Source organism: Staphylococcus saccharolyticus (assembly GCF_900458815.1).
Taxonomy (GTDB): domain Bacteria; phylum Bacillota; class Bacilli; order Staphylococcales; family Staphylococcaceae; genus Staphylococcus; species Staphylococcus saccharolyticus.
Map to the genome: position 1 here is coordinate 1,497,344 of NZ_UHDZ01000001.1, position 13,899 is coordinate 1,511,242.

The window sequence follows — 13,899 nt, forward strand, 5'->3', positions numbered from 1 at the left end:
TTTACACCTCATCATTATCTAAATCAACTAGAATTTGTCTAGGTTTATTTGCTTTTTGAGGACCTATCACTTGATTTCGTTCCAAGTCGTCCATTAATCTTGAAGCTCGATTATATCCAATTCTAAATTGTCTTTGTAATAAAGATGTACTAGCTTTTTGCTTTTCTATAACAAATAAATAGGCTTCATCATATAAGGAATCTTCACTTTTCATTTCTGATTTATCTACGGGTGCGTCTGGTTCCATTTCTTTTACATAGTTGGCTTTTTGTTGATCTACAACGTAATTAACAACGTCTTGTACTTCTTGATCACTTAAAAAGGCGCCTTGAATACGTGTTTGAGTTGATTCTCCATTTCCAACGTACAACATATCACCTTTTCCAAGTAACTTCTCAGCACCGCCAGAACCAATAATTGTTCTTGAGTCTGTTTGTGAACTTACAGCAAAAGCAATTCTTGATGGAATATTATTTTTAATAATCCCAGTTATGACATCTACTGAAGGTCTTTGGGTAGCAATAATGAGATGAATACCTGCCGCCCTGGCCATTTGTGTAATTCGTTGAATTGCATTTTCCACCTCTTTACCAGCAACCATCATTAAGTCTGCCAATTCATCTACTATAACTACAATATACGGCAATTCAGATTGTTTTTCTTCAAGTTCTTCATTTTGATTACGAATATACTGATTATAACCTTCAATGTTACGAGTAGATGAATGTTGGAACAAATCATAACGACGTTCCATTTCAGCCACAATCTTATCTAAAGCTTGTGATGCTTTATGAGGATTTGTAACTACAGGTATAAGTAGATGTGGAATACCGTTATATACATTTAATTCTACCATTTTAGGGTCAATTAACATAAGTTTAACTTCATGTGGTTTAGCATTTAGCAAAATGCTTGTAATAATACCATTTATACAAACAGATTTACCACTACCTGTTGAACCAGCTACAAGTAAATGTGGCATTTCATTCAGTTGAATTGATATTGGATCCCCTGAAATATCCCTACCTAATCCCACTTCTAATTTATGTTTTGAAGGGAATTTCTCATCTAATACTTCTTTAAGAGATACTAATGAAATTTTATCATTTGGGACTTCAATACCAACTGCAGAACGTCCAGGTATAGGTGCTTCAATACGCACGTCTTTTGCCGCTAAAGCAAGTGCAATGTCATTATGTAAATTAACTATTTTACTTACTTTTACACCTTGATCAGGTTGAATTTCATATTGAGTCACAGCTGGTCCAATTTTAATTTGTGTTACCTTTGCATTAACACCAAAATTTTTCATTGTTGATTCTAAAACTTTTCCTTTTCTTTGAACTTCTGATTTAGACGTCGATTGTTGTTTTGCAGGTTGCTTTAATAGAGATAATGGTGGAACTACGTATTCAACACTTGCTACTTCACCAGCTTCAGAAATTGAACTTTCGGCAGTATTATTATCTGTTTGGTCTACTTCATTAGATGACGAGATTGATTGCTTTCTTTCTAAAAGATTACTTTGTGTACTGGATGATACTTGTTCATTTTGTCGACCTTGGTCAAACACACGTTTTTGTAAAGTACTTTTATCCTTGTCTTCTTGTTCGCTATGACCATAAATAGGAATATCAGTAGTTGACGTAATTTTTGGTAAATCACTGACATCTTTAATTTCTTCACTATCTTGTTCTTTCGCTTGTTTCTTCTGTCCAGCTTTCTTAGCTTTTAATTGAGCTTTTTCTTCTTTTTTAACTTTGCTTCTTTCTCTTTTTTCTTTAAAGGATTCTGAAGCATTTTCACTAGAAGATTTCATACTTTCAAATAAAAGCTTAGTTACGTCTCTATGTCTTAAATTCATTAAAAGTATTACACTTGATGCTAATAGTAAAACGGTAATAATGACGACACCAACAATAGACACAAGCGGAATAAATAGTTTAAGTAAATAGAACCCGATTAATCCTCCCCCGAAATTAGGAAAATGTGTATGTTCATAAGATTTGTACACATAGGATAATACAGGCTCTCTTTCTGAAGATATTCCTTTTGTAAAATGATAATAAAGTTGTGTGATAAATAATAATGATAATTGTAAAATGATTGCACCAACGCTGCGACGCGTTCTAGGTATTTTTTTAGAATATGTTATAAAAATAGCAGCTATAAGAACTAAAATATATGTTAAAAATCTACTCATTCCAAAAATATAGTTAAAAAAGCTATCAATCATTCTACCAATGATGCCTAATTGAAATGCACCTAATATGATTAGTATGACAGTGACAATAGCGAATAAATAGCGTAAAGGCGTATCATTTTGTTTTTTTCTTTTAGAATTTTTACGGGCAGAATGAGTTTTTTTCCTAGCCGTTGTTTTTTTCTTTGCTTGTGGCAAGATTTTACACCTTCTTCTTTAATCTTTCACAGTTACTTAATTAAGGTTCATTGATAACCATTCGATATGTATTTCATCAATTTAAAATAAGATGAAAGAGGTAAGGACAATTAAAGTCATTTAGTTTAACTTAATCACTCACTATAAATCCATTGCTAGACTATTTTATGAACTGATTCAAGATAACCTATCTGTAAAATACAATCATTTAAAATGCATGAGTTGTATTACTCAATTGTCCCAACCTCTTTAAATTATATTTTATTTAGATTATATCTCAGATATAACTGGAATAATCATTGGACGGCGTTTCGTACTTTCGAATAATAATTTACTAATTTGATCTCTCATATTTTGTTTAATTTCAGACCACTCAATACGTTTTTCTTGTAGACCTTCTTCTACAATTTTACGCACTTTTTCTTCAGCTTCGTTTAAGAGTTCTTCGCTTTCCCTAACATAAACAAAACCTCTAGATTGTATTTCTGGACCTGCAGCAATACGCCTTTTTTTAGGATCTAACGTCACAACTGCTATAAATATTCCGTCCTCAGCTAGTAAATGACGATCTCTTAAAACAATATTGCCGACATCTCCGACACCGATACCATCGATAAGTACATTGCCAGAGTTTACCTTTTCATTTAAAACCATCTCTTTACCGTTGTAATTAATAACGTCGCCTTTTTCAACTAAGAATATTTTTTCGGGTGCAACGCCTGTTTCAGCAGCTAATTTTGCATGAGTAATTTGCATTTTAAATTCACCTTGAACTGGAATGAAATATTCAGGTTTCATTATATTTAACATCATCTTCAGTTCTTCCATACACCCATGACTCGATGCATGGATCTTTTTATTATTAGGTATGATGTGAGCGCCCGCACGAACTAATTCGTTTAAAGTATTAGCTATAATAACTTCCATATTTGCCGAAGCAGTGATTGCTAGAAAAACAGAATCGCCTTCTTCAATATTCATTATTTTATGTTTTTTCTGAGCCATTTGGTTAAGCGCTTCAACTGGTTCTCCTTGCATACCAGTAGCAATTATAATAACTTCATTTTTTGGATAATTCTCAACCTCGTTAATTGGAATAAGTAAATCTTTAGGTATATCAAAATATCCCATTTTACGAGCAATGTTAAATGAACTTTCTAGTGAACGACCTAAAAATGATACTTTACGGTTAAGCTGACTCGCAATATTTAACACCTGTTGAATTCGCACAAAATTTGAAGCATAACAAGAAACAATAAGTCTCCCTTTAACTTTAGCGAATGCATCATACATATGATGTTCAATGATGTTCTCTGGAGTATTATATCCAGGCTTTTCAGCTTCAGTTGAATCACTGATTAAAGCAAATACACCTTCATCTCCAATTTCAGCCATTCGTTTTAAATCTGGAGCATAGTGTCCATGTAAACTTTGGTCGAATTTAAATTCTCCAGTATATACGATTGAACCATATGAAGTATGAATGCACACACCTAAACTATCTGGAATACTGTGTGTCGTATTAAAGAAACTTACATTCACATTTTTAAATCTCATAATTGAGTCATGAGTTACAGTGTAATAACGAATTTTCTTTTTAATGTTACGGGCCTTCATACCTTCTTTTATCAGCGCGATAGTTAATTTAGAACCGTATACTGGTGCATCGAGTTGTTCTAATACATAGCTTACTGCTCCAATCGCATGTTCGTGGCCGTGTGTTAAAAATATACCTTTTAATTTATTTTTACTCTCAATGACATATTGAATATCTGGAATGACAATGTCCACTCCGAGCATTTCGTCTTCAGGGAACATTAATCCCGCATCTAACATAAACATTTCATCGTCTACTTCAACGATGTACATATTTTTAGCGATTTCGCCCACACCACCTAATGGTACGATGCGAATATCTTTATTTTTTTTCTTTATTAAACTCAAAATGTTACCTCCTATTAATAGTGACCCGTCCATATATAAACTTCCTATTTATTATAAGTTAAAAAAGTCTTGATGTACACTATTAATGCACTGTTTAACCCTTGGAACATTTACATTTTAAAATGAATGTCGATATTGTTACTATATGAAATTGACAGGAAAGTGTGTTTATTTATTCCAAAATAAAAAATTGAGTATTCAATAAAGAATACTCAACCTTAAAACAGATTTTTAATCGTTTAATAATACTTTATGTGAAGCATTTACGCGATCTTGTTTATCAATTTCAGTAATTTTAACTTCAATTGTATCGCCAATATTTAATACATCTTCAACTTTATTGATTCTATCTTTAGAAATTTGAGAAATATGCAGTAAAGCATCTTTACCAGGGAACAATTCAACGAAAGCTCCGTATTTTTCGATACGTTTCACTTTAGCATCATAAATTTGTCCTACTTCCGCTTCACGTGTAATATCTTCAATAATTTCTTTTGCACGGTCAATCATTGTTTGATCAACTGCACCAATAAAGATAGTACCATCTTGTTCGATATCTAATTTAACACCTGTCTCATCTATAATTTCATTAATTTTTTTACCACCAGGTCCAATCACGTCTCTAATTTTATCTGATTTAATATGCATCGTTACTACTTTAGGTGCATAAGCACTCAATTCTTCGCGAGGTTGATCAATTGTTTGAAGCATATGATCCATGATAGCTAAACGCCCTAGACGAGCTTGTTCTAATGCCTCCTCAATTACTTCACGTGTAAGACCATCAATTTTAATGTCCATCTGGATTGCAGTAATACCGTCTTTAGTTCCAGCTACTTTAAAGTCCATATCACCTAAAGCATCTTCCATACCTTGAATATCAGTTAAAATAGTATAACTATCATCACGTGTAACAAGTCCCATTGCAATTCCGGCAACTGGAGCTTTAATTGGAACACCTGCATCCATTAAAGCTAATGTAGAACCACAAATTGAAGCTTGTGAAGATGATCCATTAGATTCAAGCACTTCACTTACAATACGGATAGTATAAGGAAACTCTGAAGTGTCAGGAATAGTATAACGTAACGCTCTTTCGCCTAGTGCACCATGACCTATTTCTCGACGTCCTGGAGCACGAACTGGTCCAGTTTCTCCTACTGAGAAGTTAGGGAAGTTATAATGATGCATAAAACGTTTTTCAATTTCAGGTCCTAGACCATCAATTAATTGATAATCTCCAAGCGCTCCAAGGGTTAAAACTGATAAAGCTTGCGTTTGACCACGTGTAAATAATCCCGATCCGTGTGCTCTTGGTAATAATCCTACTTCAGAATCAAGCGGACGTATTTCGTCAACCTTCCGTCCATCTGGGCGTATCTTTTCATCTGCAATCAAACGTCTTACTTCTTCTTTAACTAGCTCATTTAAAATTGCATATACTTCATTAATGAGTGCTTCATTTTCAGGATCTTCATCATCAATAAAGTGAGCAACAACCTCTTCTTTAAGTGCATCTAATTTGTCATCGCGTTGTTGTTTATCAAAAGTTAAAACGGTTTCTTTTAATCCTTTTTCTTCAACTAGAACTTTTACCTTTTCAATCAACGCTTCATCTCGTTTAACAGGAATAAATTCTTGTTTCTCTGGTTGAATGTAATCAATAATTTCTTGTTGAAATGCAACTAACCGTTTAATTTCTTCATGTCCAAAGAAGATTGCCTCAATCATTTCACTTTCAGTAATTTCACTAGCTCCTGCTTCTACCATATTAACTGCATCTTTATGTCCAGCAACTTCTAAGTCTAATCTAGATAATTCTTTGTCTTCTACTGATGGGTTAATGACATATTCTCCGTTGATATAACCAACGTTAACTCCTGCGATGGGGCCATGGAAAGGTATATCTGAGACACTTAATGCCATTGAAGAACCAATCATAGCAACTATTTCAGGTGAACAATCTGGATCAGCGCTTAAAACGATATTCATAATTTGAACATCATGTCTATACCCTTTAGGGAAAAGTGGGCGTATTGGTCTATCTATTAAACGAGCAGTTAATGTTGCTTCATCACCAGGACGTCCTTCTCTTTTTTTGAAACCGCCTGGGATTTTACCAGCCGCATACATTTTTTCTTCATAGTTTACTGTTAATGGGAAAAAGTCACCATCTCTAGGTTCTTTTGAAGCAGTAGCTGTTGATAATACTACTGTATCTCCATAACGAACTAAAACAGCACCATTAGCCTGTTTTGCTAATTGTCCTGTCTCAATTGTTAACGAACGCCCAGCCCATTCAGTTTTGAAAACTTTCTTCTCTTGAGACATTATGAATCTCCTCTCTTCATTCTGTTATTAACATCATATCATTTATTCACATATTTTTATATTTTTTATTATGTATCTCAATAAAAAAGGAAAGTACCATTCAACTGGTGCTTTCCTAATTCTATATTAAGATTAACGACGGATACCTAATGATTTAATTAATTCACGGTAACGTTGAATATCTTTACTACGTAAGTAGTTTAATAAATGTCTACGACGACCTACCATTTTTAATAATCCACGACGAGAATGGTGATCTTTTTTGTGTTCACGTAAATGCTCATTTAATGCAGCGATTTCTGCAGTTAAAACAGCAATTTGTACTTCTGGTGAACCAGTATCTGTTTCGTGTACACGGTATTCTTTGATTAATTCATCTTTACGTTCTTGTGAAATTGCCATATTCAATTTCCTCCTTAAATAATAGTTAACTCCTTAATCTGAGTTAGGCGTCGGAGATTCGACCTACTAAGAAAAAGGTATAAAAGAATATCAGAAGTTAAAGATGCATATCTTTTCTTCCTCAACTTTAAACATTATATGATATATCATCACCAAAATCAATAGATAATAAGTGCCTAGCCCTAGATTTATCTTCATTCATTTGCTTAACTAAAGGATCAATCCCATCAAATTTAACTTCTGGTCTAAGAAAATGGTGCCAATAGACAGTGACACGTTCACCATAAATATTTTCATCAAAGTCAAAAATGTTTACTTCAATAACCACTTCTGCTTTAGATGAATCATGAAAAGTTGGCTTGACACCCACATTTGCAACACAACGATGTAGCTTACTTTCAGGTCCAATTTCCATGCTTACTGCGTAGACACCTTTTTTTGGTAACACATAATCATCGCTTGGTTGAACATTTGCTGTAGGAAAACCAATTGTTCTACCACGTTTTTCGCCTTGAACTACTGTACCTTTAATTCGATAAAGGTAACCAAGTTCATCATTAGCCTTTTGTAATCGACCTTCTGTTAAAGCCTCTCTTATAGCAGTTGTAGAAATCTTTTCAGAATCCATCTCTTGTTTACCTACAATCGTTGTATTAAACTCTTTAAATTCTTGAAGTACAGTCATATTACCTTTTCCAAATTTGCCAAAAGTAAAATCAAAACCTACTATAACTTCTTTTACATGATTATCGATGATATATTCTTGGATAAATTCTTCTGAAGTTACACTTGCAAATCGCGATGAGAAGTTAATCACAATGCAATAATCCACACCATGTTGTGCTAACATCTCTAATTTATCTGAAAGTGGAGTTAAATAAGTCGTACGTTTGCGTTCTGGATTCAAAACCACTGAAGGATGCGGATCGAAAGTCATCACTGCTTGCTTTAAGTGACGCTCTTTTGCTTTTTTATCTAATGTTTCAAAAACTTTATCGTGTCCTTTATGCATTCCATCAAAGAAACCAAACGCCATCGCTACTTCTTCTTTGATAAATTGATCTTTTAAAATAGGATGGGTAACTTCAATCACTTTCATAAAACTTTTTCTCCTTTAATTAAAGACTTTTTTGGGTTTAATTTCATTAGGTTTATCAGGGTGAACGGCATATATTGCCAGAGCTTTTTTAGTATTACAATCTATAAAAACAAATTGTTTATCGACTTTCTGAATTAACTCTTGTTTTAAAAACTTTTGTCCATTAAGAATTCTCTTTTTGAATAATTCGTCTTCTATTTCTATAGCTAATAAACCTTTTAAACCATATTCTATAGGAAACATTTTGTCTTGCAATGAGTCATGCTCATGTAATTCCCTAATTTGGTCAAGCGTTAAACTATCTTCTATTCGAAACCCACCTGAAGACATACGTGTTAATAATGACATATGCGCAGGATAGCCTAACTTTAACCCTATATCTGTAGCTAATGTCCGTATATATGTACCTTTTCCACATGTTACTTTAATATCGAAATGACATTGATGGTTAGCAAACTTTACTTCTGAAATTCTTTTAATATCTTTAATTTGAACCTGTCTTTTCGGGCGTTCTACAGTTTCATTATTGCGAGCATACTCATATAATTTTTTACCATTAACTTTAACTGAGGAATACATAGGTGGAATCTGTTCAATAGTTCCTAGAAATTGGAGAAGTACGCTATCTATTTCATTCTCTGTGATATCAGCATTATTTATCAATTTACTTTCTAAAATCTCTCCTGTTTGATCCTCAGTCGTTGTACTGACTCCCAAGGTAACAGTAGCATTATAAGTTTTACCCATATCCATCACATAATCACTTACTCTAGTAGCATTGCCAAGGCAAATTGGAAGTACTCCATCAACTTCAGAATCTAAAGTCCCAGTATGCCCAATTTTTTTCATTTTTAAAATTTTTCTCAATTTAAAAACGACATCATGACTAGTTAATCCTCGTTCTTTAAAAACAGGCAATATACCGTTATACATTTTGTCTCACCTTTTATTTAATGTTGCTTTAGTTTTAACTATTATAACATGTTATTTTATAACATTTGAGACTATTTAAACATAAAAATAGTAGGTAGTTCCTTATTCTATAGCCAATACGTGTCACTACCTACATTTGAAATGTTATTTATCTTTTTTGTGTAAATCTTGTAGCATACGTTCAATCTTATTACCATATTCTATAGATTCATCATATTCAAATGTTAAATCTGGAATGATTCTTAGACGCATACGAGATCCTAATTCTGACTTAATAAAGCCAGTAGCTTTCTCTAGAGCTTTAAAAGTATTTTCAACTTCCTTATCACTTCCTAAAACAGTTAGGAAAATTTTTGCATGAGATAAATCATTTGTTAATTCAACATCAGTAATTGTTAAAAATCCCACTCTAGGATCTTTAACTTTATTGTTAACGATGTCCATGATTTCTTGTTTCATTTGTTCGCCAACACGTTCTGCTCTCATGTTATTCATCAAATTCACCTCACTTGTTTATCAGTATTATAAAATTTTATCGTAATTATCATTCATAATATTAATAGTGTGTTTACATCAATGTGTACTACTCAATATTCTATTAAATCTATAACTGCTTATCAATTAACACAAGTAAAAGAAGAGGCAGAAACATTTTTATAAGCTTGCAGACAACAATCTATGACAAATAACATAGTTACATAAATGTTAAGAAATCATGAGAAATTTGACCACATAATAAACTCTAATAAAAGTCATAACATGACATCAATCCTCTATAGAGTTTTAAACTTTGTGTCTCGCCTCATTGCTATTAAAAGTATACTATTATCTTTGAATTTCTATCATTTCAAATGCTTCTATAATGTCTCCTTCCTTAAGATCATTATATTTTTCAATCGTGATACCACATTCATAGCCTTGTGCTACTTCTTTGGCATCATCTTTAAAACGTTTTAGTGTATCAAGTTCACCTTCAAATAAGACGATACCATCTCTAATAACACGTACACCTGCATTTCGAGTAATCTTACCTTCAGTAACATAACTACCTGCAATCGTACCAACTTTAGAAACTTTAAATGTTTGACGTACTTCTGCTTGACCAATCACTTGTTCTTCAAATTCAGGGTCAAGTAAACCTTTCATCGCAGATTCAATTTCTTCAATTACATTATAAATAACGCGATGCAATCTCATATCAACATTTTCAGCTTCAGCTGCACGTTTAGCCCCTGCATCTGGTCGCACATTGAACCCGATGATAATACCATTAGAAGCATTTGCTAACGTAACGTCTGATTCATTAATGGCACCTACAGCTGTGTGAATAATACGTACGTTAACGCCTTCTACATCAATTTTCATAAGAGATGCTGACAATGCTTCAACTGATCCTTGAACATCACCTTTAATGATGACATTTAAATCTTTCATTTCTCCTTGTTTCATTTGTTCAAATAAATTATCTAATGAAACATTTTTACTTTCTTGACGTTGTTGGATAACGCTTGCTTCATGACGTGCTTCACCAATACGACGCGCTTGTTTTTCATCACTAAATACAACAAAACGATCTCCAGCTAGTGGTACATCATTGATACCAGTAATTTCCACAGGAGTTGACGGACCAGCTGACTTAATACGTTTACCTAAATCATTGACCATCGCACGAATACGACCATACGTATTACCAACTACAATTGAGTCTCCAACATGTAACGTACCATTTTGAACAAGTAATGATGCAGCTGGACCACGTGATTTATCCAATTCCGCTTCAATAACTGTACCTACAGCACGTTTATCAGGATTAGCCTTAAGTTCTTGTACTTCTGCCACTAACCCAATCATTTCAAGTAAATCATCAATTCCATCACCACTCAGTGCTGAAAGTGGTACGAAGATAGTGTCACCACCCCAATCTTCAGGAATTAATCCGTATTCAATAAGTTCTTGCATGACACGGTCTGGATTAGCAGTTGGTTTGTCAATTTTATTAACTACTACAATAGTTGGAACTTCAGCTTCTTTTGCGTGATTAATAGCTTCAATTGTTTGTGGCATTACTCCATCGTCAGCAGCTACTACCAAAATAGTAATGTCAGTGACTTGAGCACCACGCGCACGCATAGTTGTAAATGCAGCATGTCCAGGTGTATCTAAAAATGTGATTTTTTTACCAGCATTTTCAATTTGATAAGCACCAATATGTTGCGTAATTCCACCAGCTTCTCCTTCTGTCACCTTAGTATTACGAATAGAGTCTAATAAAGTAGTTTTACCATGGTCAACGTGCCCCATAATAGTAACAACTGCTGGTCTTTCACCTGCATCAGGATCATCTGACTCATCATCAAAATAGATTGATAAATCTTCTTCATCAATAATTACTTCTTTTTCAATCTCCACACCATAGTCATCAGCAATTAATTCTAATATTTCTTCATCTAATGACTGATTTATATTAGCCATAATGCCAAATAGGAATAATTTTTTAATAATACCTGATGATTCCACATTTAATTTGTCAGCTAATTCACCTACAGTAATACCCTCTTGATAAGTGATTTTAGATGGCATCTCTTGTGGCTCTGAAGGTTGATGTTGTGGTTTATTATTTTTGTTGTTTTTATTGCCTTTATTATTTTGTTGTTTGCCTTTATTGTTTTTCTTGTTTTGACTGTTTTTATTTTGTTGATTTGATTTTTGATTAGTATTTTGTTTATTATCAGATTTTTGGTGATTATCTTGAGTATGTTTTTTATTATCGCTATTGTTTTGTTGTACTTTAAACTTTTTATCTAAAGCTTTGATTTGATCTTCTTCTAAAGCTTGCATGTGATTCGATACTTCAACGTTCAGATTTTTCAACTCATCTATAATCTCTTTACTCTTTAAATTTAATTCCTTCGCATATTCGTAAATTCTTTTTTTACTCATATAATCACTCCTTACGATATTCATCTATCATTGATAACAATTTCTTAGAAAAACCATTATCAGTAATGCCTATGTTGACTCTCTCGCTTTTACCAATTGCTATCCCTAATTCAGTTCTCGTGCCAAATTCTCTTAACGGAATCTGGTTACTCACACATTTATTGTTCATAAGCTTTTGAGTGTTTTCAGATGCATCGGTTGCTATTATCACGAGTTTAATTTGTTTCTTTTTTATGTCATTTAATAAGACTGACTCTCCACTTTTGACTTTACCTGCTCTCATAGCTAAACCAAGTAAATTATATATATGATCTTGAGTCATTATTTTGGAATCTCTTCTCTGTAAATTAAGCGAATTATTTCTTTGTATAAAGGCTCAAGAGTTTCTTTAGAGACATTAAAAAAATTTTCAAGCACTTCTTTTTGTTGAGCTTTTTCTACTAAAGATACATCTTTTAATACATATGCCCCACGACCTTGTTTTTTACCAGTCGCATCTGCAAATATTTCGCCTTCTTTATTAATTACTACTCGAATCATATCTTTCTTTGGGTGCATTTCATTAGATATAATACATTTTCGCATTGGAATTTTTTTCTTTTTCATAAGCTTATCACTCCAACCTATTCTTCTGTATTGTTATCTTCTTTTGTTTCAGATTCTTTTTCTACTTCTGTTTCGGCACTCAATTCACTAGAAAGTATATCAGACTCCTGAAGAGTCACCTCATCAATTTTAACATCTTCATGACCAGTATTATCGATTTCGTCGACATCTTCTTCTGTTTCAATGACAGGATAAATACCTACTTCACGAGCATCAGATTCAGATTTAATATCAATTTTCCAACCTGTTAATTTAGCAGCTAAACGCGCATTTTGACCACGTTTACCTATCGCTAATGATAATTGATAGTCGGGAACTACGACAACTGTTGATTGATTATTCTCATCAACTATAACTTCAAGTACTTGTGATGGACTTAAAGCATTTCTTACAAATACTTTAGGATCTTCGTCCCATTGTACGATATCAATTTTTTCTCCACCTAATTCTTCTACGACCGCTTCAACACGAGCACCTTTTGAACCTACACATGCTCCAACTGCATCGATGTCAGGATTGTCAGAATAAACACTGATTTTAGAACGATCTCCTGCTTCACGAACCACTGATTTCACTATAACAGTACCGTCATAAATTTCAGGGACTTCTTGTTCAAATAAACGCTTTAATAAACCTGAATGACTTCTAGAAACATAAATTTGTGGTCCTTTTGTTGTTTGTTCAACTTTATTTACATATACTTTGATACGTTCATTAGGAACATAACTTTCATTTGGACTTCTCTCAGCTTCAGATAAAACTGCTTCTATTCGTCCTAAATTAACATACACGTAGCGATGATCAACACGATCAATGACACCAGTTAAAATATCTTCTTCTTTATCAATAAACTCATCATATAAAATTTCTCGTTCAGCATCTCTCAAACGTTGCATCACAGCTTGCTTAGCTGCTTGAGCACCCACACGACCAAAATCTTTTGGCGTAACATCTTCTTCATAAATATCTCCTACCTCATAAGCAGGATTTTTAACTAATGCTGTACTTAAGTCTACTTCATCTCTATCATCAAATACTTCCTCTACCACTTCTTTACGAGCAATTACTCTAAATGAACCCTCATCCATATTCAACTCTACTCTAACGTTTCTTGCACTTTCATAATTTTTCTTATATGCAGTAATCAATGCTGCTTTAATGGCATCAATGAGAACTTCTCTAGGAATTTTCTTTTCCTTTTCTAAATATTCAGTAGCTAATAATAATTCATTATTTGACACAA

10 protein-coding genes and 2 pseudogenes are annotated in these 13,899 nt (G+C 33.2%); all 12 read right to left on the bottom strand.

Features of this window, described 5'->3' with window-relative positions:
- Position 1: 1 nt before the first annotated feature.
- Positions 2-1,453 (bottom strand): annotated as a pseudogene (locus tag DYE57_RS12850) (DNA translocase FtsK); the annotation flags it as partial.
- An 83-nt stretch (positions 1,454-1,536) separates the two neighbouring features.
- Positions 1,537-2,401, bottom strand: a pseudogene (locus DYE57_RS12855) (DNA translocase FtsK 4TM domain-containing protein); the annotation flags it as partial.
- 270 nt (positions 2,402-2,671) lie between these two features.
- Complete coding sequence (gene rnjB, locus DYE57_RS07395) at positions 2,672-4,345, bottom strand: ribonuclease J2 (protein ID WP_115313471.1); 1,674 nt, start codon at positions 4,343-4,345, stop codon at positions 2,672-2,674.
- Positions 4,346-4,576: 231 nt separating this feature from the next.
- The gene (gene pnp / locus DYE57_RS07405) at positions 4,577-6,676 is read right to left on the bottom strand and encodes a polyribonucleotide nucleotidyltransferase (RefSeq protein WP_115313472.1); all 2,100 of its coding nucleotides are present in this window, start codon (positions 6,674-6,676) and stop codon (positions 4,577-4,579) included.
- 132 nt (positions 6,677-6,808) lie between these two features.
- Positions 6,809-7,078, bottom strand: coding sequence for a 30S ribosomal protein S15 (rpsO, locus tag DYE57_RS07410; RefSeq protein WP_002442583.1), 270 nt, complete (start codon positions 7,076-7,078; stop codon positions 6,809-6,811).
- Between the two features lie 127 nt (positions 7,079-7,205).
- On the bottom strand, positions 7,206-8,177 hold the full coding sequence (locus DYE57_RS07415) for a bifunctional riboflavin kinase/FAD synthetase (protein WP_115313473.1): 972 nt from the start codon (positions 8,175-8,177) through the stop codon (positions 7,206-7,208).
- Positions 8,178-8,192: 15 nt separating this feature from the next.
- Positions 8,193-9,110 carry a tRNA pseudouridine(55) synthase TruB gene (gene truB, locus DYE57_RS07420; RefSeq protein WP_115313474.1) on the bottom strand — a complete coding sequence of 306 codons (918 nt, stop codon included), beginning with the start codon at positions 9,108-9,110 and terminating at the stop codon, positions 8,193-8,195.
- 144 nt (positions 9,111-9,254) lie between these two features.
- A complete protein-coding gene (gene rbfA / locus DYE57_RS07425; RefSeq protein WP_115313475.1) occupies positions 9,255-9,605 on the bottom strand; it encodes a 30S ribosome-binding factor RbfA in 351 nt (116 codons plus the stop codon).
- A 330-nt stretch (positions 9,606-9,935) separates the two neighbouring features.
- Positions 9,936-12,050 carry a translation initiation factor IF-2 gene (gene infB / locus DYE57_RS07430; protein ID WP_115313476.1) on the bottom strand — a complete coding sequence of 705 codons (2,115 nt, stop codon included), beginning with the start codon at positions 12,048-12,050 and terminating at the stop codon, positions 9,936-9,938.
- Between the two features lie 4 nt (positions 12,051-12,054).
- Positions 12,055-12,372 (bottom strand): L7Ae/L30e/S12e/Gadd45 family ribosomal protein, encoded by a 318-nt coding sequence (locus DYE57_RS07435; RefSeq protein ID WP_115313477.1) that lies wholly within the window; start codon positions 12,370-12,372, stop codon positions 12,055-12,057.
- On the bottom strand, positions 12,372-12,656 hold the full coding sequence (gene rnpM, locus DYE57_RS07440) for an RNase P modulator RnpM (RefSeq protein WP_115313478.1): 285 nt from the start codon (positions 12,654-12,656) through the stop codon (positions 12,372-12,374). Before rnpM ends, DYE57_RS07435 begins: the two co-directional genes overlap by 1 nt.
- Positions 12,657-12,673: 17 nt before the next feature.
- Positions 12,674-13,897 (bottom strand): transcription termination factor NusA, encoded by a 1,224-nt coding sequence (nusA, locus tag DYE57_RS07445; protein WP_115313479.1) that lies wholly within the window; start codon positions 13,895-13,897, stop codon positions 12,674-12,676.
- Positions 13,898-13,899 lie beyond the last annotated feature (2 nt).